The sequence below is a fragment of the Mycobacterium sp. E3198 genome, from assembly GCF_001667015.1.
Classification (GTDB): Bacteria; Actinomycetota; Actinomycetes; order Mycobacteriales; family Mycobacteriaceae; genus Mycobacterium.
This window is the reverse complement of the sequence record NZ_LZIS01000243.1, coordinates 11,554-33,958: the sequence shown is the minus strand read 5'-3', so window position 1 is coordinate 33,958 and position 22,405 is coordinate 11,554. Positions and strand designations below refer to the sequence as shown.

At 70.1% G+C, this 22,405-nt stretch carries 20 protein-coding genes; 10 read left to right on the top strand and 10 right to left on the bottom strand.

Going from position 1 to position 22,405, the window contains the following annotated elements:
• Window positions 1-83, top strand: an 83-nt coding sequence (locus A5673_RS30275; RefSeq protein WP_231971452.1) for a hypothetical protein, incomplete at its 5' end; no start/stop codon positions are given.
• Here A5673_RS30275 and A5673_RS24940 read toward each other — a convergent pair.
• The 3 genes from A5673_RS24940 to A5673_RS24930 all read right to left on the bottom strand — a co-directional run bounded on the left by A5673_RS24940 (window position 67) and on the right by A5673_RS24930 (window position 3,806).
• On the bottom strand, window positions 67-1,983 hold the full coding sequence (locus A5673_RS24940; protein WP_068238786.1) for a PE domain-containing protein: 1,917 nt from the start codon (window positions 1,981-1,983) through the stop codon (window positions 67-69). The two genes, A5673_RS30275 and A5673_RS24940, sit on opposite strands and share 17 nt — an antisense overlap.
• Window positions 1,984-2,050: 67 nt before the next feature.
• A complete protein-coding gene (locus A5673_RS24935; RefSeq protein WP_068238784.1) occupies window positions 2,051-2,614 on the bottom strand; it encodes a pyridoxamine 5'-phosphate oxidase family protein in 564 nt (187 codons plus the stop codon).
• Window positions 2,586-3,806: an alkane 1-monooxygenase gene (locus A5673_RS24930; protein WP_082958943.1), complete on the bottom strand. Its 1,221-nt coding sequence runs from the start codon at window positions 3,804-3,806 to the stop codon at window positions 2,586-2,588. The genes A5673_RS24935 and A5673_RS24930 overlap by 29 nt, the downstream gene beginning before the upstream one ends.
• Before the next feature lie 140 nt (window positions 3,807-3,946).
• Here A5673_RS24930 and A5673_RS24925 point away from each other — a divergent pair, with 140 nt between their 5' ends.
• On the top strand, window positions 3,947-5,569 hold the full coding sequence (locus A5673_RS24925) for a GMC oxidoreductase (protein ID WP_068238779.1): 1,623 nt from the start codon (window positions 3,947-3,949) through the stop codon (window positions 5,567-5,569).
• 10 nt (window positions 5,570-5,579) lie between these two features.
• Here A5673_RS24925 and A5673_RS24920 read toward each other — a convergent pair whose 3' ends face one another.
• Together A5673_RS24920 and A5673_RS24915 are read right to left on the bottom strand one after the other, a co-directional pair.
• Complete coding sequence (locus A5673_RS24920) at window positions 5,580-7,058, bottom strand: NAD(P)/FAD-dependent oxidoreductase (RefSeq protein WP_068238777.1); 1,479 nt, start codon at window positions 7,056-7,058, stop codon at window positions 5,580-5,582.
• Window positions 7,055-8,443: a cytochrome P450 gene (locus A5673_RS24915; protein ID WP_068238775.1), complete on the bottom strand. Its 1,389-nt coding sequence runs from the start codon at window positions 8,441-8,443 to the stop codon at window positions 7,055-7,057. Before A5673_RS24915 ends, A5673_RS24920 begins: the two co-directional genes overlap by 4 nt.
• A gap of 75 nt (window positions 8,444-8,518) precedes the next feature.
• On the opposite strand from A5673_RS24915, the gene A5673_RS24910 reads away from it, so the two are divergent.
• Window positions 8,519-9,544, top strand: a complete 1,026-nt coding sequence (locus tag A5673_RS24910; protein WP_068238773.1) for an AraC family transcriptional regulator — start codon at window positions 8,519-8,521, stop codon at window positions 9,542-9,544.
• On the opposite strand, the gene A5673_RS24905 is transcribed toward A5673_RS24910, so the two are convergent.
• A complete protein-coding gene (locus A5673_RS24905) occupies window positions 9,541-10,503 on the bottom strand; it encodes an alpha/beta hydrolase (RefSeq protein WP_068238771.1) in 963 nt (320 codons plus the stop codon). The genes A5673_RS24910 and A5673_RS24905 overlap by 4 nt on opposite strands.
• 25 nt (window positions 10,504-10,528) lie before the next feature.
• Window positions 10,529-11,488 (bottom strand): alpha/beta hydrolase, encoded by a 960-nt coding sequence (locus tag A5673_RS24900; RefSeq protein ID WP_068238769.1) that lies wholly within the window; start codon window positions 11,486-11,488, stop codon window positions 10,529-10,531.
• On the opposite strand from A5673_RS24900, the gene A5673_RS24895 reads away from it, so the two are divergent.
• From A5673_RS24895 to A5673_RS24885, 3 genes are all read left to right on the top strand, one after another.
• Complete coding sequence (locus tag A5673_RS24895) at window positions 11,487-12,269, top strand: lysoplasmalogenase (protein ID WP_082958942.1); 783 nt, start codon at window positions 11,487-11,489, stop codon at window positions 12,267-12,269. The genes A5673_RS24900 and A5673_RS24895 overlap by 2 nt on opposite strands.
• A 63-nt stretch (window positions 12,270-12,332) precedes the next feature.
• Entirely contained in the window at window positions 12,333-14,270 is a 1,938-nt protein-coding gene (locus A5673_RS24890; protein WP_068238791.1) for a primosomal protein N', read from the top strand.
• Window positions 14,271-14,395: 125 nt separating this feature from the next.
• Window positions 14,396-14,884 (top strand): MarR family winged helix-turn-helix transcriptional regulator, encoded by a 489-nt coding sequence (locus A5673_RS24885; RefSeq protein ID WP_068238767.1) that lies wholly within the window; start codon window positions 14,396-14,398, stop codon window positions 14,882-14,884.
• Between the two features lie 11 nt (window positions 14,885-14,895).
• Here the strand turns inward: A5673_RS24885 and A5673_RS24880 are convergent, their stop codons facing one another.
• Complete coding sequence (locus tag A5673_RS24880; protein ID WP_068238765.1) at window positions 14,896-15,723, bottom strand: class I SAM-dependent methyltransferase; 828 nt, start codon at window positions 15,721-15,723, stop codon at window positions 14,896-14,898.
• Between the two features lie 154 nt (window positions 15,724-15,877).
• Here A5673_RS24880 and fmt point away from each other — a divergent pair, with 154 nt between their 5' ends.
• Genes fmt through ribD form a run of 4 tightly spaced genes read left to right on the top strand, consistent with a single transcriptional unit; the run spans window position 15,878 to window position 19,926 of the window.
• Window positions 15,878-16,810: a methionyl-tRNA formyltransferase gene (fmt, locus tag A5673_RS24875; RefSeq protein WP_068238789.1), complete on the top strand. Its 933-nt coding sequence runs from the start codon at window positions 15,878-15,880 to the stop codon at window positions 16,808-16,810.
• On the top strand, window positions 16,807-18,174 hold the full coding sequence (locus tag A5673_RS24870; RefSeq protein ID WP_068238762.1) for an RsmB/NOP family class I SAM-dependent RNA methyltransferase: 1,368 nt from the start codon (window positions 16,807-16,809) through the stop codon (window positions 18,172-18,174). The genes fmt and A5673_RS24870 overlap by 4 nt, the downstream gene beginning before the upstream one ends.
• 37 nt (window positions 18,175-18,211) lie before the next feature.
• Window positions 18,212-18,901 carry a ribulose-phosphate 3-epimerase gene (rpe, locus tag A5673_RS24865; protein ID WP_068238760.1) on the top strand — a complete coding sequence of 230 codons (690 nt, stop codon included), beginning with the start codon at window positions 18,212-18,214 and terminating at the stop codon, window positions 18,899-18,901.
• Entirely contained in the window at window positions 18,898-19,926 is a 1,029-nt protein-coding gene (gene ribD / locus A5673_RS24860; RefSeq protein WP_068238759.1) for a bifunctional diaminohydroxyphosphoribosylaminopyrimidine deaminase/5-amino-6-(5-phosphoribosylamino)uracil reductase RibD, read from the top strand. Before rpe ends, ribD begins: the two co-directional genes overlap by 4 nt.
• Here ribD and A5673_RS24855 read toward each other — a convergent pair whose 3' ends face one another.
• Window positions 19,927-21,612: an MFS transporter gene (locus A5673_RS24855; RefSeq protein ID WP_068238757.1), complete on the bottom strand. Its 1,686-nt coding sequence runs from the start codon at window positions 21,610-21,612 to the stop codon at window positions 19,927-19,929.
• Complete coding sequence (locus tag A5673_RS24850) at window positions 21,609-22,322, bottom strand: LppX_LprAFG lipoprotein (protein WP_068238755.1); 714 nt, start codon at window positions 22,320-22,322, stop codon at window positions 21,609-21,611. Before A5673_RS24850 ends, A5673_RS24855 begins: the two co-directional genes overlap by 4 nt.
• Window positions 22,323-22,405 lie beyond the last annotated feature (83 nt).

Here is a 22,405-nt window from a genome sequence, read left to right as displayed (position 1 = left end):
CCTACGGCCACTTCGGGCGCACCGACATCGAACTGCCCTGGGAACAACTCAACATGGTCGACGAGCTCAAACGGGCCGTTTGAGCCACCCGGAGGCGCCGGTGCCGGTGTTGCCGAAGCCCGAGTTGCCCTGGTCGAAGGGGTAGCCGCCACCGGAGTTGAAGAACCCGGTGTTGTTGCCGACGCCCGAGTTGAACCAGCCCGTGTTGCCGCCGACGAACGAGTCGGTGTTCCAGAAGCCGGTGTTGTTGCCGCCGTAGCCGGAGTTGTAAAGGCCGGTGTTGTAGTCGCCGGGTCCCGAGTTGCCCAGGCCGGTGTTGTACTTGCCGCTGTCGGAGTTGGCGAAGCCCACCGAGAACTGGCCGCCGCCGGAGTTGAAGGCGCCGGTGTCGTGGTTGCCCGTGCCGGTGTTCATCAAGCCGGAGTTGAAGCCGCCGGCCGCGGAGTTGTAGAAGCCCGAATTGCCGTCGCTGGTGTTGAAAAAGCCCGAGTTGCCGGCGCCGGCGTTGCCGAAGCCCGAGTTGGCGACGGCCTGGGTGACCGGGCTGCCCGCACCGGTGTTGAGGCTGCCCGCGTTGAACAGCCCGGTGTTGGTGTCGCCCGCGTTGAAGAAACCGGTGTTGGTGCTGCCCCCGTTGAAGGATCCGGTGTTGCTGCAGCCGGCGTTGGAGTCGCCCATGTTCTCGTCGCCGCCGTTGAAGCTGCCCACGTTGAACGCGCCGGCGTTGCCGACGCCGATGTTGTTGTAGCCGCCGTTGAGGTGACCGATGTTGCCCGATGAGCCGTTGAGAACGCCGATGTTGTTGTCGCCGCCGTTCCACGAGCCCACGTTGCTGAAGCCGGGGTCGCCCATGCCGACGTTCTGGTAGCCGGCGTTGAACGCGCCGACGTTGGAGTAGCCGGCATTCCACAGCCCGGTGTTGATGTCGCCCGTGTTGCCGATGCCGGTGTTGATGTTGCCCGAGTTGAACAGGCCCCAGTTGTGGGTGCCGCTGTTGAACAGGCCGGTGTTTGCGGTGCCGGAGTTGAACAGGCCGGAGTTGCCGGTGCCGCTGTTGAACAGCCCGGTGTTGCCGCTGCCGGAGTTCAGCCCGCCGAAGGTGAACTGACCGGTGGCGGTGTCGTAATAGGTGCCGCCGACGCCGATTTCGTGGTCGCCGGTCAGCCCTACGCCGATGTTGTTGTTGCCGGTGTTGCCCAGCCCGATGTTGTGGTTGCCGTTGTTGCCCCAGCCCACATTGCCGACGCTGCCGTTGGCGTTGAGCCCGCCGATGCCGGTCAGGTTGTCGCCCTTGAGCCCGATGCCGACGTCGTTGCTGCCGCTGTTGCCGATACCCAGGTTGTTGCTGCCCAGGTTTGCGAGGCCCACGTTGGAGTTGCCGCTGTTGGCGGCGCCCTGGTTATAGCTGCCGAGGTTGCCGGCGCCCATGTTGCCGTTACCGAGGTTGCCGCCGCCCACGTTGGAAATGCCGGCGTTGCCGAGACCCACATTGGCGTTGCCGGTGTTGCCGCTGCCGGCGTTGCTGTAGCCGATGTTGCCGGCGCCCACGTTGCCGTTGCCGATGTTGCCATTGCCGATGTTGGTGTAGCCGGCGTTGCCGCTGCCGAGGTTGGTGTTGCCGGCGTTGCCGCCGCCGATGTTGCCGTTGCCGATGTTGCCGAGCCCCAGGTCGGCGACGCCGTCGTTGCCGATGGTCACGGCGTTGTTCACCTCGGCGCCGACGTAGGAGGCCGCGCCCGCCGACAGGTTTCGCACGAAATCCTGATGAAAGGCCGCCAGCTGGGCGCTGATGGCCTGGTAGGCCTGGCCGTGCCCGGAGAACAGCGCCGCGACCGCCCCGGACACCTGGTCGGCGCCGGCGGCCAGCACCTGCGTGGTCCGGGCGGCCGCCGTCGCGGTGGCTGAGTCGATTGTCGATCCGATGCCGGCTAATTGCGTGGCTGCCGTCCGCACGTGCTCTGGCATGGCGAACACAAACGACATCGTCGGTCTCCCTTTCCGTCGACCCCCGCTTGGCAAACCATCGGTCGACGCCGCCGAAGCGTTACGTTCAGGGCGGAACCGGGTGGTCACCCTCCAGCGCGGGCAGCCCGTCGATGCTGCGCCGGTTGCGTTCGGCGAGCCGGGCGAACGCGTCAGCGGACGCCTTGCCGTGATGCGCGTCGAGGACCGGGCGCTCGTCGACGAGCTCGTAGTAGGGCACTGCGAATCCGCAGGCGTCGGCGATCCGTTCGAGTTCGACGACGATGACGGCCCGGACGCCGGCGTGCGTGCCGCCGAAACGCGTTAGCAATCCGGGGAATTCGGCGTCGTCGGGACGCACGACGCGCCCGGTGCCGAACAGCCGCAGGATGCGCGAGTTGCGGGTGAACGAACAGAACATGATCGTGATCCGGCCGTTGTCACGCAGGTGCGCGATCGTTTCGACGCCGCTGCCGAACAGATCCAGGTAGGCGACGGTGTGCTCGTCCAGCACGGCGAAGGTGTCGCGATAGCCCTTGGGGGAGAGGTTGATTCGGCCGCCCTCGGCGGGCGCGGTGGCGACGAAGAAGACGGCCTGGTCCGCGATGAACTCCGTCAGCGACTCATCGAGCCGCGAAAACTCCTTGGCCACGCCTGAAAGCGTAGCGCCGGCCGGGGACGGCCATCGCCGGCTTGAGCGCGGTCCGGCGGACGTCGCCGCCATAGAATGCGAGCACCCGCGGGTCCATCACCCGCCGCCACAGCGGCGGGAACAGCGCCACCAGCAGCATGGCGCTGTACCCGCTCGGGAGTTGCGGCGCCTCATCGACGTGGCGCAGCACCTGGTAGGGGCGCAGCGGGTTGGCGTGATGATCGGAATGCCGCTGCAGGTGGAACAGCAGGACGTTGGTGATCACCGAGCTGCTGTTCCAACTGTGCGCGGGCTGGACGCGTTCGTAGCGGCCGCTGGGCAGCAGCTGCCGCCGCAGCCCGTAGTGCTCCATGTAGTTGACGGTCTCCAGCAGGCAAAAGCCCACGATCGCCTGGCCGATCAGCCACGGTAGGACGACAAGGCCGAACCATACCGAAAGTACGGTGAACAGGGCGACGCTCAGCAGCCACGCGTTGAGGATGTCGTTGCGCAGCGACCAGCGGGTTTTACCCGTGGCGGCCAGTCGGTCGGCCTCGAGCCGCCAGGCCGAGCGCAGCCCGCCGAGCACCGACCGCGGGATGAACGCGTAGAGGTTCTCGCCCAGCCGCGCGCTGGCCGGGTCCTCGGGGGTCGCGACACGGACGTGGTGCCCGCGGTTGTGCTCGACGTAAAAGTGCCCGTAGCAGGTCTGGGCGAGCGCCACCTTGCTGAGGCGTCGTTCCGCCCGGACCCGGGTGTGCCCCAATTCGTGCGCGGCGTTGATGGCCAGGCCGCCGACCAGTCCCACCGTGGCCATCAGTCCGAGCTTTTCGGCGAAACCCATGGCGACCCAACCGCCGCCGCTCCACACCCAGCAGGCGAATACCAGCGACAGGTACTGGTTGGGGAGGTACAGGTAGGTGGCCCAGCGGTAGAACGAGTTGGTTTCCAGCCAGGCAAGGACGCTCTCGTCGGGGTTGTCGGTGACGTCGGGGCCCATCAGGTGGTCCACGACGGGAATGATCACGAACGCCAGGATGGGGACGCCCCACCAGAACACGCCGAAACCGAGGTGCTGCGCCCCCGCCCAGCAGGGGAAGATCAGCGCCGGCACGGCCGCGGCCAGCAGCCAGAGGTATTTCTTGGGCCGCTTCCAGCGCTCGGCGGAGGCCCTCGGTCGGCGGGCGGCCCCCATCCGGGACAAAAGTGGCACACGCGTCCCATAACATTCTGACGGTCGAATTGACAGCCGGTCACCTGTCATGCCTACACACGATAGCGCATTTCGCATACTTCAGGTATGCTTAGTACGTGGTTAGTTAAATCACAGTCTGCTCGGACCGGAGGCAGGGCATGGCTTTCTCGCGGAGACGCTTTCTGGGTGCCACCGCGGGTGTCGCCGCGGGCGCCCTCGGCGCCGGCGTCGCTCAACTGGGAACGCGGCGAGCCGCCGCGAGCGCCCTGCGCCCGCACTACCGGGCCATCGTGGTCGGCAGCGGGTACGGCGGCGGAGTGTCGGCGTTGCGGCTCGGCCAGGCCGGCATCGAGACGCTGATCCTGGAAAAGGGCAGGTGGTTCAACAGCGCCGACGCGGACGGCAAGCGCTTCTCGCGGATGGTGCCCGCGGACAACCGCGCCGGGTGGTTCACGTCCGTCCCGCCGAGCCTGGTGCCGTCGTATCGCGGCGTGTCGATCGCGCAGGTGGCCAGGCACTCGCCTTCGCCCCAGCCGGTGCAGGCCGGGATCTGCGAGCGGATTGTGCACGGCGCGCACGCGGTGTTCCGCGGCACGGCCGTCGGCGGGGGATCGATGGTCAACGCCGCGATCGCGGCCATCCCCACCCCGGATCAGGTCCGAACCGCCTTCCCCGACATCGATCCCGACGCCTTCCTGGGGACCTACATCGAACGCGCCAAAGCCATGCTGCGGATCAGCTACCGCGACATGGACTGGTTCGAAAGCACGCCGTGGTTCCAATACGCCAGGGTGGGCCGGCAGTACGCGGAGGCGGCCGGTTACCGGGTCGACTACAACGGCAGCGCCTATTCGTTCGACTACATGCAACGGGAAGAGGCGGGACTGGTTCCGCGCTCGGCGTTGAACTTCGAACAGCAGTACGGCAACAACTACGGCAGGTTCGGCAGCGTCGATGCGACCTACATCGCGGCGGCGCTGGCGACCGGAAAGGTCACCCTCAAGCCGCTCACCGAGGTGACCGGCGTCCGGCGTGAGCCCTCCGGCGAATACGTGGTGTCGACGCTGGAGATCGACCGGTTCGGCAAGGTGCTCACCCGGTCCGAAATCGGTTGCGACGAACTGTATCTCAGTGCCGGAGTGCTCGGCACGAACGAGATCCTGCTGCGGGCCCGCGAGACGGGGACGCTGCCCCACCTGAGCGATGAGATCGGCCGCGGGTACGGCAACAACGGGGACATCATGGTCTCCCACATGCTGGCGCCCGGCGATCCGGCGGGCACCCAGCAGTCGCTGCTGGGCATGATCAACCTCGACGGTAGGGACGATCCCGACAACCCGGTGTACGCCAGCATGTTCTCGCTTCCCCTGCCGGTGGAGACGCTCGCGTTGGGCTACTACGTGATGGTGCGCACCGGCGACCGCGCGAACATCGGCTACGACCGCACCAAGGACTCGATCGCCATCGAATGGCCGGACGGCCACACGGATCACCTGCGCGAGAGGGCCCAGCTCGTCTTCGACAAGGTGACGCAGGCCAACGGCGTGGACTACCGCGACGACCTCTTCGAGGGAACGGCGTTCGCGCCCAACACCGTTCACCCGATGGGCGGCGTGGTCAGGGGCAGGGCCACGGACGGCTACGGCCGGGTGAAGGGCTACGACAAGCTTTACGTCAACGACGCGTCGCTGCTCCCCGGCTATCTGGGCTGCAACCCGTTCATGTCGATCACCGCGCTGGCGGAACGCAACATCGAGGGAATTTTGCAGGGGCGCAAATGATCTCGATCTCTCAGGCGGTGAAGCGGTAGTCGTCGAGGTCGAACCGCCGGCTGCGCCAGTAGGTCTCCAGTGTGGTCGCCGGGCGTAGCGGCACGTCGCCGTTCTTGTCGAAGTAGTAGCTGTTGGCCAGTTTGCAGCTGTCCTGCCAGAAGATCTGCCGGTGCCGCTTGCGCATCATCTCGGCGAAGTAGCGCTCGTTGGCACCCTCGGTCACCTCGACGCGGGTCGCGCCGTCGCGCCGGGCCCGCCTGAGGCACCGCACGATGTGGTGTGTCTGGGTCTCGATCAGCGCGAAATACGAAGAGCCGACGTACCCGTAGGGGCCGAACACACTGAACATGTTGGGAAATCCGGGGACGCTGACGCCCTCGTAGGCCTGCAGCCGGTGCTCGTCCCAGAACCGGCTCAACGACTTGCCGCCGCTGCCGGTCACGGAGAAGGTCGGGACATTGTCGGTGTCCATCACCTTGAAGCCGGTGGCCAGGATCAGCACGTCGACCTCGTGGGCCTCGCCATCGGTCGTGGCGACCGCGGACGGGGTGACCTTGTCGATCGGCTCGGTGACCAGCCGCACGTTGTCGCGGTTGAAGGTGGCCAGGTACTCGTTGTGAAAGCCGGGCCGCTTGCAGCCCACGGCGTAGCGGGGGGTGAGTTGCTCGCGGACCGCCGGGTCGGTGACCTGCTTTCGCAGGTAGGCGAGCCCGGCCGTGCGCATCCGCTTGGCCAGCGGGAACACCGTGAAGTACTGCGCGGCCAGCGAAAAGGTCAGCTCGACGAAGACCTGGCTGAGCACTCGCTGCACGACCTTGCTGCCGGGGACGCGCATCGCCCAGCGGACCGGCACCGGCAGCGGCACGTCGAATTTCGGGAAGCACCAGATCGGGGTGCGCTGAAACACCGTGAGGTGGGAGACGATCGGCGCGATCTCGGGGATCACCTGCACGGCCGAGGCGCCGGTGCCGATGATCGCGACGCGCTTGCCGGTCAGGTCCACGGTGTGGTCCCACCGCGCCGTGTGCATGGTGGTGCCGGCGAAGGAGTCGACGCCGTCGATGTCCGGCAGCTTCGGCACGGTCAGCACGCCGCTGGCGTTGATCAGGAACCGGGCGGTGAGTTGTCCGCCGGGATCGGTCTGCACCCGCCACAGGTCGTGTTCGTCGTCGAACTCGGCGGACAGCACCTTGGTGTGGAACCGGATCCGCCAGCGGAGGCCGTACTTGTCGACGCAGTGTTCGGCGTAGGACTTGAGCTCGCGGCCGGGTGCGTAGGTCCGCGACCAGCGGGGGCTCTGTTCGAAGGAGAATTGATAGGAGAACGACGGAATGTCCACGGCGATACCGGGATACGTGTTCCAGTGCCACGTTCCGCCGACCCCGTCGCCAGCCTCGAGGACGAGGTAGTTGGACAGCCCGGCCTTGTCGAGCTTGATCGCGGCGCCGATGCCGGAGAATCCGCCGCCCACGATCAGGGTGTCGTAATCGGGTTTCATGTGCGCCTGCTTCCCACCACGTGCACCCCGTGCTTGGGCCGCAGGGTCATCGTCGCCTCGAGTTCTATCTCATGGCCGGGGGCAAGGTCAAAGGTGAAGCGCTGACTCATGATCGCGGCTATCAGCACCATCTCCATCAGGGCGAAGCTCTGGCCGATGCAGATGCGCCGGCCGCCCCCGAATGGCAGGTATGCCGAGCGCGGGCGGTCCTTGTCCGGCCGGCAGAACCGGTTGGGGTCGAAGGTTTCCGGGTCGGGCCACCAGCGCGGGTCGTGGTGGATGTGATGGATCGGGATGAGGACGGTGGTGCCGCGCCGGATGTGATGGCCGCCGACGACGTCGTCGTCGATGGCCCGGCGCGAGATGATCCACACCGACGACAGGTAGCGCTGCGTCTCCTGCAGGCACGCGGTGGTCCACGGCAACCTGCCCAGGTCCTCGGCGGTGGGACGGCGGGAGCCCAGCACGTCGTCGATCTCGGCGAGCGTCCGGTCGCGGGAGCCGGGGTGCAGCGCCATCAGGTACCAGAACCACGACATGGCGTTCGCGGTGGTCTCGTGTCCGGCGAGCATGAACGTCAAAGCCTCGTCGCGGATCCGTTGCCGCGGCCAGCTTCCGCCGTCGGCGCGGAGCAACACGTTGAGCAGATCGGCGGAATCGTTCGGGTGCAGCAACCGGTCATCGATCACGGCGTTCACCGCGCTGTCGAGGGTCAGCGTGATGTCCTGCATGTCGCGCAGCGGCGGCGGCAGGCGCACGCCGGAGAACGCCAGCCAGTGCAGCGCGTCGTAGACCGGGGGCGGCATCAGGCCCCACAGCCCGAGTCGCTGCAGGCGCTCGGCGTGCCGCAGCCCGCGCGTCGCCAGGTCGTTCATGCTTTGCACCAGCGGCCCGAAGTCCTGGCTGAACAGGGAATTGGCGACCACGCGCAGGGTCGCCTCGACCATCGTCTGGTGGATGTCGAACCGCGCGTCCGGTGTCAGCGCGCCGGTGACGTCGGCGATCGGGTCGATCATCTTCTCGGCGATTCCGTTGAGGTGGCGGCGGGCGAAGGTCGGGTTCAGCGTGCCGCGGTGGACGGCCCAGGAGTCGCCCTCGTCGGTGAGCAAATTGATGCCGACGGTGGCGCGGATGGGCTCGTACTCGTTCGACTTGACGTATTTCAGCCTGGCTTCGTGCAGCACGTGGTCGACGTAGTCGGGATGGCTCAGCGACACGAAACGCCTCCCCGCGCAACGGAATCGGGCGATATCGCTGCCGCGTATCCGGCTCATGAGTCCATCGCCCACATCGAATCCGACGGTGAGGGCGTCGCGCGTCATCGTCCAGAAGCCCAGGCGTGTGGCGGGTCCGGTCGGGGGCCGCTCGGCGGAAAGGGTCGCCATGACTCCACTGTATGGATGACGCGGCCGCGCATTAATGAGATTATCGGACAGGGAGTTGGGATTTTAGGACACGCCATGGGACATCCCCCGACGCTGAGTCACCCGGTGCACGCGACCCGGGTGTTGTGTGAGGTCGCCAACGAACGCGGGGTTTCGACGGCCGACGTGTTGGCCGGCACCGGGATCGAGCCGGCCGATCTCGACAAGCCGGACGCCATGGTCAGCGCCATCGACGAGATCGAGGCGGTGCGCCGGCTGCTGGCGCGGCTTCCGTCCCAGGCCGGCATCGGCGTGGACGTCGGCAGCCGGTCCACTCTCACCCACCTGGGATTGTTCGGGTTTGCGGTGATGTCGTGCGGCACTCTGCGGGAGCTGTTCTCGATCGCCATGCGGTACTTCGCGCTGACCACCATGCACATCCGCCTCACGCTGTTCGAAACCGCCAAGGACTGCGTGATCGAACTCGACGCAAGCCACCTGCCCGCCGACGTGCGGGGGTTTTTCATCGAGCGTGACATCGCCGGGATCATCGCGACCACAGCCAGTTTCGCGCTACCGGTGGCCGAAAAGTACGCGGACGAGGTGACCGCCGAGCTGGCGGTCGACGAGGAACTGCTGCGGCCGCTGCTCGAACTGGTGCCGGTCCACGACGTGAGGTTCGGCCGGGCGCACAACCGGTTGCACTTCCCGCGGGCCATGTTCGACGAGCCGCTGCCGCAGGCCGACCGCCACACCCTGGAGATGTGCATGGCCCAATGCGACGTGCTGATGCAGAGCAGCGAGAGCCGCCGGGGCATCACCGCGCTGGTGCGCAGCAAGCTGTTCCGCGGTTCCGGTTTGTTCCCAACGCTTTCCGACGTCGCCGACGAACTCGATGTCCATCCGCGAACGCTGCGCCGGCGGCTCGGCGAGGAGGGCACGTCGTTTCGGGCCCTACTCAACGAGGCGCGATCCACCGTGGCGGTCGACTTGCTGCGCAACGTCGGGCTGACCGTGGAGGAGGTGTCCACCCGGCTCGGCTACACCGAGGTCTCGACGTTCTCGCACGCGTTCAAGCGCTGGTATGGCGTTGCGCCCAGCGCGTATTCGCGGGAGAGCTAGCCGTGCAGCGCGTTGCGCAGCGCCGCGAGCCCGCGGTTGGTGGCCTCGGCGGCGGCGGGTATGACCAGCGAGAAGCTCGCATACCCGTGCACCATGTTCGGCTCGTGGCTCAGTTCGGCGGGCACGCCGGCGGCGCTGAGCAGCTCGGCGTAGACCGACCCGTCGTCGCGCAGGGGATCGTGCTCGGCGACCCCGATGAAGGCCGGTGGCAATCCGGACAGATCGTCGGCGTTGGCCGGGGCCAGGGTGGTCGGCAGGGCCTTCGGGTCGGTGATGTCGAGGTCGGGCAGGTACCAGGACAGGAAGGCCTCGATCACGTCGCGATCCAGGATGGGCGCGTAGGCGTTCTCGGTGTGCGACGGCAGCGACAGGTCCGCGGTGACGGTCGGGTACCACAGCAGCTGGAACCGCAGCGCCGGCCCGCCGTTGTCCCGGGCCAGCTGCGCCATGACGGCGGCGAGGTTGCCGCCGGCCGAGTCACCGGCCACCGCGATGCGGTCCGGGTCGCCGCCCAGCTCGGCGGCGTGTTCGGCGACCCACCGCAGCGCGGCCCAGCAGTCGTCGACCCCGGCCGGGAACGGGTGCTCGGGGGCCAGCCGGTAGTCGACGGACACCACGATGGCCTCGGCGCCCGCGGCATGCGCGCGGGCGAGCGGGTCGTGGGTCTCCAGGTCGCCGAGCGAGAAGCCGCCGCCGTGGTAGAACACGACAACCGGTAGGGCCTCGCGATCGCTGGCCGGCCAATAGATCCGCACGGGAATGCCGGTCAGCTCGCCGTGACCGATCGTCCGTTCTTCGGTGCGCAGCTCGGGAAGCAGTTCCGCGGGCACCTTGAGCTGCCGCAGCCTCGAGCGCGCGACCTCGACACCGTCGGCGGCGTTGAAGGTCATCGGGAACGAATCGACCAGCATCTTCAGCGTCGGATCGATGCTCGGTCGGGCGAGGGTCGGCTCAATCATCCGTTCACCGTACGCTTCCGGGCCGTTAATGCAGGGCATCCCGCAGCGCGGCCAGCCCCCGCTCCTGGGCGGCGGTGGCCGCGGGCACCACGCCGGCGTAGCCGAGGTAGCCGTGCACCAGGGTGTCGGCGTTGTGCACCTCGACCGCCACGCCCGCGGCGGCCAGCAGCTCGCCGTAGCGGATGCCGTCGTCGCGCAGCGGGTCGTGGCCGGCGACGCCGATGTAGGCCGGCGGCAGGCCGCCGAGGTTTTCGGCCCGCCCCGGCGCCATGCCCGGCGGCGGGTCCGACGGGTCGACTTCGCCTGCGTACCAACGCGAGAACGCGGCGACGGCCCTGGCGTCGAGGATCGGCGCGCCGGCGTTCTCGGTGAACGACGGCAGCGACGGGTCCCAGAGCGTGGAGGGATACCACAGCAGCTGGAACGCGATCGCCGGCCCGCCTTGGCCGGCGGCGCGGGCGCGCTGCGCCGTCGCCGCGGCGATCGTCCCGCCGGCCGAATCGCCGGCGACCGCCATCCGGGTGCCGTCTGCCCCGAGTTCGGGTGCGTGCTCGGCGACCCAGAGCGTTGCGGCCCAAGCGTCTTCGACGGCGGCGGGGTAGGGGTGCTCCGGCGCCAACCGGTAGTCGACGGACACCACGACCGCGTCGGCGCCGACCGCATGCTCGCGGGCGGTGCCGTCGTGGGTGTCGAGGTCGCCCACCACGAAGCCGCCGCCGTGGAAGAACAGCACCACGGGCGCAGCCGGGCCGGGATCGGCGGAGGGCCAATAGATCCGGACGCCGAGGGGGCCACCCGGACCCGGTATCGCCCGGTCCTCGACCCTCAGCTCCGGGTGCAGCGGGCGCCGGGGCAGGTCGCGAAACCGTTGCCGCGCCGCCTCGACACCATCGTCAGTTGTTAGCCGGAACGGAACCGCATCCAGTACCTTCTGCAAGATGGGGTCGATACCAGGGTTTTCCTCCGCGGTTTCCAAGCTGGGCATGGAAGTACCGTACGCACCTCGGCTGGTGTCCGGTGGCTGGGTGGTGGCCGGATGGGCTGGCCTCGGCTACGGCGTGTACCTGACCGTGCTCGCTTTGCGCTCGCCGCCGGGAACGAGTTTGACGGGGCACTGGGTCTTGCAGCCGCCGTTCAAGGCGTCGATGGCATTACTGCTGACGGTGGCCGCGGTGGCGCACCCCATCGTCCGCGAGCGGCGCTGGTTGATGCCGGCGCTGCTGCTGTCGGCCGTCGGCGACTGGCTGCTGGCCATCCCGTGGTGGACGATGTCGTTCGGGTTGGGATTGGCCGCATTCCTGTTGGCGCACTTGTGTTTCCTGGGGGCGCTGGTTCCGCTGGCCCGCGCGACGCGGCCTCGCCTGGCCGCGGTCGTGCTGCTGTGCCTCATCACGACGTCGTTGTTGCTGTGGTTCTGGCCGCACCTGGGCCGTGACAAGCTGACGATCCCGGTGACGCTCTACATGCTCGTGCTGACCGCGATGGTCTGCGCGGCGCTGCTCGCCGACCTGCCGACCATCTGGACCGCGGTGGGGGCGGTGTGTTTCGCGGCGTCGGACGCCATGATCGCCGTCGGCCGGTTCATCCTGTACAACGACGCGTTGGCGGTGCCGATCTGGTGGTTGTACGCCGCGGCCCAGGTCCTGATCACGGCCGGATTCTTCTTCGGCCGGGAGGAACCCGATTACGAGGCCGATTACGACTACGACTACGACTACGACTACGAGTACGAGGGCGACTACGAGCCCGGGCCTGACGAAGGCTAGTTGTCGGTTCCCTTGGCCAGCAAGGTAACTCCCGAGGTCGAGCCGATCGCCAGGGTGCTGCCCATGCTCTCGGTGCCCCACCTGGACCGCGAGTTCGACTACCTGGTGTCGGCCGAGCAGTCCGACGATGCCCAGCCCGGGGTGCGGGTGCGGGTGCGATTCCACGGCCGGCTGGTCGACGCGTTCGTGCTGGAGCGCCGCAACGACACCGACCACAGCGGCAAGCTCGGCTGGCTGGACCGCGTCGTGTCGGCCGAACCGGTGCTCACGCCGGAGATCCGCCGGCTGGTCGACGCGGTGGCGGCGCGGTATGCCGGCACCCGGCCGGACGTGTTGCGGCTGGCGGTGCCGCCGCGGCACGCCCGGGTGGAGCGCGACCCGGCGCGCGTCCTCGCGCTGCCGGTGGTATCGCCCGTCGACCCGTCGGGCTGGGCGGCCTATGGCCGGGGCGGGCAGTTTCTGGCCGCCCTGGCCGAGTCGCGCGCCGCCCGGGCCGTCTGGCAGGCGCTGCCGGGTGAACCGTGGGCGGACCGCTTCGCCGAGGCCGCCGCGCAAACCATCCGGACCGGGCGGGCGGCGCTGGCGATCGTGCCCGACCAGCGCGACCTGGACACGCTGTGGGCGGCGGCGACGGCCCGCGTCGACCAGGAGTGCGTGGTGGCGCTGTCGGCGGGGCTGGGCCCGGCCGCGCGCTACCGGCGCTGGCTGGCGGCCCTGCGCGGCACCGCGCGACTGGTGATCGGCACCCGCAGTGCGGTTTTCGCGCCGGTGTCCGACCTGGGTCTGGTCATGGTGTGGGCGGACGCCGACGACAGCCTGGCCGAGCCGCGGGCGCCCTACCCGCACGCCCGCGAGGTGGCGATGCTGCGCGCGCACCAGGCCCGCTGCGCGGCGCTGATCGGCGGCGTCGCGCGCACCGCGGAGGCCCAGGCGCTGGTGCGCAGCGGATGGGCGCACGACATCGTCGCGGCGCGGCCGGTGGTGCGGGCCCGCACCCCCCGGGTGGTCGCCCTCGACAACAGCGCCGAGGAACGCGACCCGGCGGCCCGCACCGCGCGCATCCCGTCCATCGCGCTGCGCGCCGCCCGCTCGTCGCTGCAAGCCGGGGCCCCGGTGCTGGTGCAGGTGCCGCGGCGCGGGTACGTCCCGTCGCTGGCGTGCGGGCGCTGCCGCACCATCGCCCGGTGCCGGCACTGCACGGGCCCGCTGGCGCTGCAGGAACGCGGTCCGGGCGCCGTCTGCCGATGGTGCGGTCGCCCCGAGCCCCAGCTGCGCTGCGCGCGTTGCGGATCCGACGCTGTGCGCGCTGTGGTGGTGGGGGCCCGGCGCACCGCCGAGGAACTCGGCCGCGCGTTCGCGGGCACGCCCGTCATCACCTCGTCGGGCGACGCCATCGTGGGCGAGGTGGCCGCGCGCGCGGCGCTGGTGGTCGCGACCCCGGGCGCCGAACCCCGCGCCGACGGCGGGTACGGGGCGGCGCTGCTGCTGGACACCTGGGCGCTGCTGGGCCGGCAGGACCTGCGCGCCGCCGAGGACGCCCTGTGGCGGTGGATTAGCGCCGCCGCGCTGGTGCGCGCGCGCGGCGACGGCGGCGTGGTGCTGGTGGTCGCCGAATCATCCATCCCCACAGTGCAATCGCTGATCCGGTGGGACCCGGTCGGGCATGCGGAGGCCGAACTGGCGGAGCGGGCCGAGGTCGGCCTGCCGCCCAGCGTCCACATGGCGGCCATCGACGGGGCCGCCGACGCGGTGGCGGCGCTGCTCGACGTGGCGCGGCTGCCCGACGGTGCCGAGGTGCTCGGCCCCGTGGACCTGCCGCCCGGCGTGCGCCGCCCGGCCGGCACCGCCGCCGGCGTGCCGGTGATCAGGAAGTTGGCGCGCGTTCCCCGTGAGCAGGGCCTGGCGCTGGCGGCCGCCCTGCGGCGCGGCGTGGGCGTGCTCAGCGCGCGGCAGAACCATGAGCCGGTGCGGGTGCAGATCGATCCGCTGCACATCGGCTAGGCGAGCGGCGGGCAGATCGTTCCCTGTGGCGATAGTATGAGTGGGAAACAATCCCAATTCTCGATATTAGAAGACTGTTACACTTTCTACTCTTTAGCTCGCTAATGGCTAGACGGGGAGGCGCGATGCCGGCCGAAAATACGACCACGGCGGACGAGTCCTTGGATGTGATCACCGACGCGCTGCTGACGGCTTCCCGCTTGCTGGTGGCGATCTCGGCGCGCTCGATCGGACAGGTCGACGAGACCATCACGATTCCGCAGTTCCGGACCCTGGTGATCCTGTCCAACCGCGGCCCGGTCAACCTGGCCACGCTGGCCGGCTTGCTGGGTGTGCAACCCTCGGCGACCGGCCGGATGGTGGACCGGCTCGTCGCCGCCGGGCTGATCGACCGCCTGCCACACCCCACCTCCCGCCGTGAACTGCTCGCCGCGCTGACCAAGCGCGGGCGCGAGGTGGTGCGCCGGGTCACCGCGTACCGGCGCGCCGAGATCGCCGCCATCGTGGAGAAGATGCCCCCGCCGGAGCGCCACGGGCTGGTGCGTGCGCTGACCGCGTTCACGGCCGCCGGCGGCGAGCCCGACGTCCACGTCGACGGAGATCTCGACCTGTAATCGCCCGTGGCTCACCGCTTCTGGGCGGTGACCAGCAGGTACTCCCAATGCATCGCGCCGTCAGCCAGGTGCTGGTGGGCCAGCTCGACGAGCTGGGCGTCGAGCTCGGCGGTCAGGATCCGGTTGTGGCCGATGTTCGCGTACGCCTCGATCGTCGGGCCGTAGTGCTCCTTGAAGTAGTCGTGCACGTCCCCGGCGCTGTGAAACCGGTCCACCCGCAGGGTGCCCCGCCGCGTCGTGACGCGCCCGACCCGATCGCCCAGCAGCCCGGCGACGTAACCCTCGCGTCCCCACAATGCGGCCGGGGCGACGGCCGGCGACAGGCTCGGGCGGTACGGCCGCAGGGTGGCCAGCATCCGGCCGAAGAACCCCTCGGGCGTCCAGCTGATCACGCCGATCGTCCCGCCCGGCCGGCAGACCCGGACCAGTTCGCCCGCGGCACGCTGGTGGTCCGGCGCGAACTGCACGCCGATCGCCGAGATCACCGCGTCGAACTCGCCGTCGCCGAACGGCAGCGCCTGCGCGTTGGCTTCCCGATGGTCCAGCAGCAGCCCCTGCGCGGCGGCCCGCGCCTGGGACCGCCGCAGCAGCTCGGGTGTGAGGTCGGCGGAGACGACGTCGGCGCCGGTCCGGGCGGCGCGCAGCGAGATGTTGCCGGAACCGGCGGCGACGTCGAGCACCCGCAGGCCCGGCCCGATACCGGCCGCGGCCACCAGAACCGGACCCAGCGGGGCCATCACCTCCTCGGCCATCAGGGCGTAGTCGCCCAGCGCCCACATCGCGCGATGCGCCGCGGCGGCGTCGTCGGGAATGGTGGTGTCGACGGCGTCGAGAGTCATCGGACCTCCTCGGATCGGACCCGGCTGGTTGTTCGACCTCGTCGTCGTGACCATGACCGAAAGAAATAGTTGCTGACAGAAATAATATGCAGACAAAACTGTGTGAACCCTGAGCGTGTCCTGCGTAGACCCGATGGTTCCTACACTTGTGCCCGTGCGCCTTGTCTTCGCCGGAACACCCGAACCCGCGCTGCCCGCGCTGCGTCGCCTCGTCGATTCGCCCCGGCACGACGTGCTCGCGGTGCTGACCCGGCCCGACGCCGCCTCGGGCCGGCGCGGCAGGCCGGAGCCTTCCCCGGTGGCCCGCGAGGCGCTGGACCGCGGCATCCCGGTGCTGCGACCGGCGCGGCCCAACTCCCCGGAATTCGTCGCCGAGCTGTCGGAGTTCGCCCCGGACTGCTGCCCCGTGGTGGCCTATGGCGCGCTGCTGCGCGACGACCTGCTCGCCGTGCCCCCGCACGGCTGGATCAACCTGCACTTCTCGCTGCTGCCCGCCTGGCGCGGCGCGGCCCCCGTGCAGGCCGCCATCGCCGCGGGGGACACCATCACCGGGGCGACCACCTTCCGGATCGAGCCGAGCCTGGACTCCGGGCCCGTGTACGGGGTGGTCACGGAAACCATCCGGCCGACCGACACCGCGGGCGATCTGCTTGCGCGGCTTGCCCTTTCGGGCGCGGAGCTGCTGTCGGCCACGCTGGACGGCATCGCCGCCGGGACCCTGACGCCGCGGCCGCAGCCGGCCGAGGGGGTCAGCGTGGCGCCCAAGGTCAGCGTCGAGGCGGCCCGGGTGCGCTGGGACCTGCCGGCGCCGGTGGTGGAGCGCCGGATCCGCGCCGTCACACCGAACCCGGGCGCCTGGACGCTCATCGGTGACCTGCGGATCAAGCTCGGGCCCGTGCGGGTCGACCCGGAGGCGCCAGAGTCGTTGCCGCCCGGCGCCATTCACGCCGAGCGCAAGAACGTGTGGATCGGCACCGGTTCGGAACCGGTGCGCCTGGGCCAGATCCAGCCGCCCGGCAAGAAGTTCATGAACGCCGTCGACTGGGCCCGCGGCGCCCGCCTCGACGCCGCCGCGCGGGCGTCATGAGCTCCAGGCCACGCAAGCCGCGCCGGCCGCTGGACCCGGCCCGCGCGGCCGCGTTCGAGGTGCTGCGCGCCGTCAGCGAGCGCGACGCGTACGCGAACCTGGCCCTGCCCGCCCTGCTGCGCCAGCGCGGAATCGCCGGCCGCGATGCCGCTTTCGCCACCGAGCTGACCTATGGCACCTGCCGCTCCCGGGGGCTGCTCGACGCGGTCATCGGCTCGGCCGCCGGGCGTCCGCCGGAGGCCATCGACCCGGTGCTGCTCGACCTGCTGCGGCTCGGCGCCTACCAGCTGCTGCGCACCCGCGTCGACGCCCACGCCGCGGTGTCCACCACCGTCGAACAGGCCGGGATCGAATTCGACTCGGCCCGAGCGGGTTTCGTCAACGGCGTGCTGCGCACCATCGCCGGCCGCGACGAGAAGTCCTGGGTCGACGAGCTGGCTCCCGACCCGGCGCGGGACCCGATCGGGCACGCCGCGTTCGTGCACGCGCACCCGCGCTGGGTTGCCCAGGCCTTCGCCGACGCGCTCGGCGCGGCCGCGGCCGAACTCGACGACGTCCTGGCCAGCGACGACGAACGGCCCCAGGTGCACCTGGTCGCGCGCCCGGGCGCGCTGACCGCCGCCGACCTCGCCGACGCCGTGGGCGGCACCGTCGGCCGTTATTCGCCCTACGCGGTGTATCTGTCGGGCGGGGACCCCGGGCGGCTGGCGCCCGTGCGCGACGGCTCCGCGCTGGTCCAGGACGAGGGCAGCCAGCTGGTGGCCCGCGCGCTGACGCTGGCCCCGGTCGACGGCGACACCGGCCGCTGGCTGGACCTGTGCGCCGGCCCCGGCGGCAAGACCCCGCTGCTGGCGGCGTTGGGTATGGACCGCGGGGCGCGCGTCACGGCGGTGGAGCCCGCGCCGCGGCGCGCGGATTTGGTGGTCGAGAACACCCGCGGGTTGCCGGTCGACGTGCTGCGGGTCGACGGGCGCCAGACCGGCCTCGAGCCGGGCTTCGACCGGGTGCTCGTGGACGCGCCGTGCACCGGGCTGGGGGCGCTGCGGCGCCGGCCGGAGGCCCGGTGGCGGCGCCGCCCGGCCGACGTGCCGGCGCTGGCCAAGCTGCAGCGGGAGCTGCTGGCCGCCGCGATCGCGCTGACCCGGCCCGGTGGCGTGGTGCTGTACGCGACCTGTTCGCCGCACCTCGCGGAAACCGTTGGGGTGGTTGCCGACGCGCTGCGCCGCCAGCCGGTGCAGGCGCTGGACGCCCGGCCGCTGTTCGAGCCCGTCACCGAGGGCTTGGGCGAGGGGCCCTACTCTCAGCTCTGGCCGCACCGGCACGGCACCGACGCGATGTTCGCGGCCGCGTTGCGCCGCGTCTGAAGTGAGGTTGGCCGCCGGGCTCAGTAGTGTGGCGCACATGCCTGGCAATACCGGTAGACCGCTGATCGCGCCGTCGATCCTCGCCGCCGATTTCGCCCGCCTCGCCGACGAGGCGGCCGCCGTGCCGGGCGCCGACTGGTTGCACGTCGACGTGATGGACAACCACTTCGTGCCGAACCTGACCATCGGCCTGCCGGTGGTCGAGGCGCTGCTGGCGAGCACCCCCATCCCGATGGATTGCCACCTGATGATCGAGGACCCGGATCGCTGGGCGCCCCCGTACGCCGAGGCGGGCGCCTACAACGTCACCTTCCACGCCGAGGCCACGGACAATCCCGTCGGCGTGGCCCGCGACATTCGCGCCGCCGGCGCCAAGGCCGGGATCAGCGTCAAGCCGGGGACCCCGCTGGAGCCCTACCTGGAAATCCTCCCGCACTTCGACACGCTGCTGATCATGTCGGTCGAGCCCGGCTTCGGGGGGCAGAGCTTCATCCCGGAGGTGCTCGGCAAGGTCCGCACCGCGCGCAAACTGATCGACGCGGGCGAGCTGACGATCCTGGTCGAAATCGACGGCGGCATCAACGAGGACACCATCGAGCAGTCCGCCGAGGCGGGCGTCGACTGCTTCGTTGCCGGGTCGGCGGTGTACGGGGCGCAGGACCCGGAGGCCGCGGTCGAGGCGTTGCGGCGGCAGGCCGCCGCCGCGTCAGCGCACCTGCGCGCATGAACCAGCCCCAGTCGGTCGACAGCCTCGACGCGGCCATGCGCCTGGCGATCGAGCACTCCTACCAGGTCAAGGGCGCCACGTACCCGAACCCGCCGGTCGGCGCCGTCATCGTGGACCCGCAGGGCCGCGTCGTCGGCGTCGGCGCCACCGAGCCCGCGGGCGGCGAGCACGCCGAGGTGTTGGCCCTGCGCCGGGCCGGCGGTTTGGCCGCCGGCGGCATCGCGTTCGTCACGCTCGAGCCGTGCAATCACTACGGCAAGACCCCGCCGTGCGTGAACGCGCTCATCGAGGCCAGGGTGAGCATGGTCGTCTACGCCGTCGACGACCCGAACGCGATCGCGGGCGGCGGAGCGGGCCGGCTGCAGGCCGCTGGCGTGCAGGTGCGGTCCGGGGTGCTGGCCGATCAGGTGGCCGCCGGTCCGCTGCGCGAGTGGCTGCACAAGGTGCGGACCGGGCTGCCGCACGTCACATGGAAGTACGCCAGCAGCGTCGACGGCCGCAGCGCCGCCGCCGATGGCAGCAGCCGGTGGATCTCCAGCGAGGCCTCGCGATCGGATCTGCATCGCCGCCGTGCCATCGCCGACGCGATCGTGGTCGGCACCGGCACCGTGCTGGCCGACGATCCGGCGCTGACCGCCCGGCGCGGCGACGGCTCGCTGGCGGACCGCCAACCGCTGCGCGTGGTGGTGGGGATGCGCGAAATACCGCCGGAGGCAAAGGTTCTCAACGACGATTCGCGCACCATGGTGATTCGCACCCATGACCCCATGGAGGTGATCAAGGCGCTGACGGATCGCACGGACGTGCTGCTGGAGGGCGGCCCCACCCTGGCCGGCGCCTTCCTGCGGGCCGGGGCCGTCAACCGCATCCTGGCCTACGTCGCGCCCATGCTGCTGGGCGGGCCCATCACGGCGGTCGACGACGTCGGGGTGCCCACCATCGCGCGGGCGCTGCGCTGGCAGTACGACGGGATCGACCGGGCCGGCCCCGACCTGGTGCTCAGCCTGGTGCCGCACGGCGGCTGACTAGGGCGTCGGGACGCTGACCGGCTCTTCCTCGGGGACTTCCGGTTCCTCGGCGTGCTCTTTGCGGCCGCTGATCAGCAGGCCCAGCAGCGCCCCTGCCACGCAGACGAGCGCGGTGATGGTGAAGATCTCGCCGTACATCGCCGCGAACGACGGCAGGACGTTCTGCGCCTGGGCGACGGCCCGATCCGGCTTGCTCATCCCGCTGGGCAGCGCCGAGTTCTTCTCGTTGAGGATCTGGTAGAAGCGGTACAGGCCCCAGGCGCTCAGCGCGGCCACGCCGATCAGCATCCCGGTCATCCGGGACACCACCACCGCCGCCGAGGCGATGCCGTGCTCGGCCGATGGCACCACCCGCAGGGCGGCCGACGTCAGCGGGCCGATCACCAGCCCGAGGCCCAAACCGGCGATCAGCAGGTCGTTGTTGACCGCGACCCCGCCGAGCATCAGACCGTTGTCCACCGCGGGCACCGAGAACAAGCCGAAGAAGCTGTGCTGGTAGTGCATCAGATCCACCGGCCAGTGCGAAATCAGCAAATAGCCGCCGGCGGCGATCAGCAGGCCCACCAGGGCGACCGCGCGGTCACCGACCCGGGTGGCGATGAAGCCGCCCAGCAACGCCCCGATCGGCAGCGCGATCAGGAACGACGTCAGCATCGCGGCCGCCTTGGCCTGGTCCAGGCCCAGCACGCCCTGGCCGAACAATTCCACGTCGACCAGCGTCACCATCAGCGCGGCGCCCGCCGCGAACGAGGCGCCCATCGCGGCCAGGAACGGCCGGAACTGCACCCCGGCCGGGTTGATCAGCCGGGTCCGCGCGAAGCGTTCCCAGAGCAGGAAGATCACCGCGAAGACGGCCGCCGCGATCACCAGCGGCAACCCGTAGCTGGGCAGCGCCTCCTGGCCGTTGGGATTCGGGTTGTACAGGCCGATCACCGCGAGGCCGAGCGTGATGGCCAGCAGCACGCCACCGACCACGTCGATCTTCTCCGGGGTCTCACTGCGGTCGTGCGGTGGCAGGCTGATCTGGATCAGGGCCATCGCGACCAGCGTCAGCGGGACGTTGATCCAGAACACGTCGCGCCAGTCGCGGAACAGCCAGACGATGAAGATGCCGTACAGCGGGCCGAGCACGCTGCCCAGCTCCTGCGCGGCGCCGATGCCGCCCAGCACGGCGGCGCGGTTGCGCTGCGCCCACAGGTCGGCGCCGAGGGCCAGGGTGACCGGCAACAGCGCGCCGCTGGCGATGCCCTGGATGGTGCGGCCGGCGACCAGCACGTGCAGGGTCTGCACGTGGAAGTTCTGGATCGGGTAGCCGAGGATGACCAGGTCCCGGAGCGGATGTCCGAAGATCTCCACGGTCATGCTCGACACGTCGAAGCTGCCGATCTGCACGGCGAGCGCGGTGACGACCGAGCCGATCATGAACGTGAACAGGCTGACCTGCAGCAGGCGCTTGCGCCCGAACCGGTCGGAGGCCTTGCCCAGCAGCGGCATGGCCGCGATGTAGCCCAGGAGGTACATCGTGACGATCGGGGTGATCCGCTGCAGTTGGTTAATCGGGATGCCGACGTCGTGCATGATGTCGCGCATGATCGTGACCACGACGTAGGCGTCGAGGGCGCCCAGCAGCACCGCCAGGCTGCCGGCCCCGATCGCGACTCGGCGTCCCGCCAGCCGTCTCACGAGCTCGCCGGCTTGTTGATCTGCACCGGCTGGTTCCAGTTCGACAACGTCATCTGGACGTTGTTGCCCTGGCTTTGTTGGAGCTGCACCTGGGCCAGCTGGTGGTCGCCGGTCTCCACGACCCAGACCGTGGCCGGCACCGGCTTGGTCGCCTTGAAGGGGGAGGCGATCTTGTTCACGGCGTCCGCCGAGACGTTTCCGCTGATGCGGACCGCGGTCTGGCCGCTGACCTGGTCGCGCCCCTCGGACTTGGCGCCGGTGAAGTTCGCCAGCACGTTGGGCAGGCCGGTGTCCGGGCTCAGGATGGCCGAGGGGTCATAGACCTGGGAGGCCGGGCCGACGTCGGTCATGGTCTTGTCGCCCGGGTTGAGGGCGTTGGTGTAGAGGTCGCCGCCCACCACGACGAAATCGGCACTGATGTCTTGGCCCGCAAGAGTGATCTGGGCGTTCCCCTGCGCCGCGGTGCTCGGTTGCGTGGTGAGGTCACCGGTCAAACTTCGCACCGCCAAACCCGGGATTTTCCCATTTACCGTCAGCACCAGGTGCGCGCTCTTGAGGTTCTTGGTGGTGTCCGCGGACTGCTTCACCAGCGTCGTGCCGTCGGGCAGCGGGCCGCCGCTTTTCGACGAGCTGAACGAGCAGCCCGCGACCAGGGCGGCGGCGAGGCTCAAGAATGCAAGGACGGCCGAGAGACGGCGGGGGGTTTGCATACCCTGCATCGTAGAGGGTGGTGGTGAGCGGCTTCCGGAACGCGGGGGCCGATTCGCCGCGCATCGGCCCGTTAACCTGGTGC

Excerpts from the sequence above, each read along its gene's own strand:
- A5673_RS24885 (WP_068238767.1), top strand. The coding sequence starts at position 14,396 with ATGCCGGCCGAAAATACGACCACGGCGGACGAGTCCTTGGATGTGATC.
- A5673_RS24880 (WP_068238765.1), bottom strand. The coding sequence starts at position 15,723 with ATGACTCTCGACGCCGTCGACACCACCATTCCCGACGACGCCGCCGCG.
- A5673_RS24915 (WP_068238775.1), bottom strand. The coding sequence starts at position 8,443 with ATGGCGACCCTTTCCGCCGAGCGGCCCCCGACCGGACCCGCCACACGC.
- rpe (WP_068238760.1), top strand. The coding sequence starts at position 18,212 with ATGCCTGGCAATACCGGTAGACCGCTGATCGCGCCGTCGATCCTCGCC.
- A5673_RS24900 (WP_068238769.1), bottom strand. The coding sequence starts at position 11,488 with ATGCCCAGCTTGGAAACCGCGGAGGAAAACCCTGGTATCGACCCCATC.
- A5673_RS24920 (WP_068238777.1), bottom strand. The coding sequence starts at position 7,058 with ATGAAACCCGATTACGACACCCTGATCGTGGGCGGCGGATTCTCCGGC.
- A5673_RS24925 (WP_068238779.1), top strand. The coding sequence starts at position 3,947 with ATGGCTTTCTCGCGGAGACGCTTTCTGGGTGCCACCGCGGGTGTCGCC.
- A5673_RS24940 (WP_068238786.1), bottom strand. The coding sequence starts at position 1,983 with ATGTCGTTTGTGTTCGCCATGCCAGAGCACGTGCGGACGGCAGCCACG.
- A5673_RS24910 (WP_068238773.1), top strand. The coding sequence starts at position 8,519 with ATGGGACATCCCCCGACGCTGAGTCACCCGGTGCACGCGACCCGGGTG.
- A5673_RS24895 (WP_082958942.1), top strand. The coding sequence starts at position 11,487 with ATGGAAGTACCGTACGCACCTCGGCTGGTGTCCGGTGGCTGGGTGGTG.
- A5673_RS24905 (WP_068238771.1), bottom strand. The coding sequence starts at position 10,503 with ATGATTGAGCCGACCCTCGCCCGACCGAGCATCGATCCGACGCTGAAG.
- ribD (WP_068238759.1), top strand. The coding sequence starts at position 18,898 with ATGAACCAGCCCCAGTCGGTCGACAGCCTCGACGCGGCCATGCGCCTG.
- A5673_RS24890 (WP_068238791.1), top strand. The coding sequence starts at position 12,333 with ATGCTCTCGGTGCCCCACCTGGACCGCGAGTTCGACTACCTGGTGTCG.
- A5673_RS24870 (WP_068238762.1), top strand. The coding sequence starts at position 16,807 with ATGAGCTCCAGGCCACGCAAGCCGCGCCGGCCGCTGGACCCGGCCCGC.
- A5673_RS24850 (WP_068238755.1), bottom strand. The coding sequence starts at position 22,322 with ATGCAAACCCCCCGCCGTCTCTCGGCCGTCCTTGCATTCTTGAGCCTC.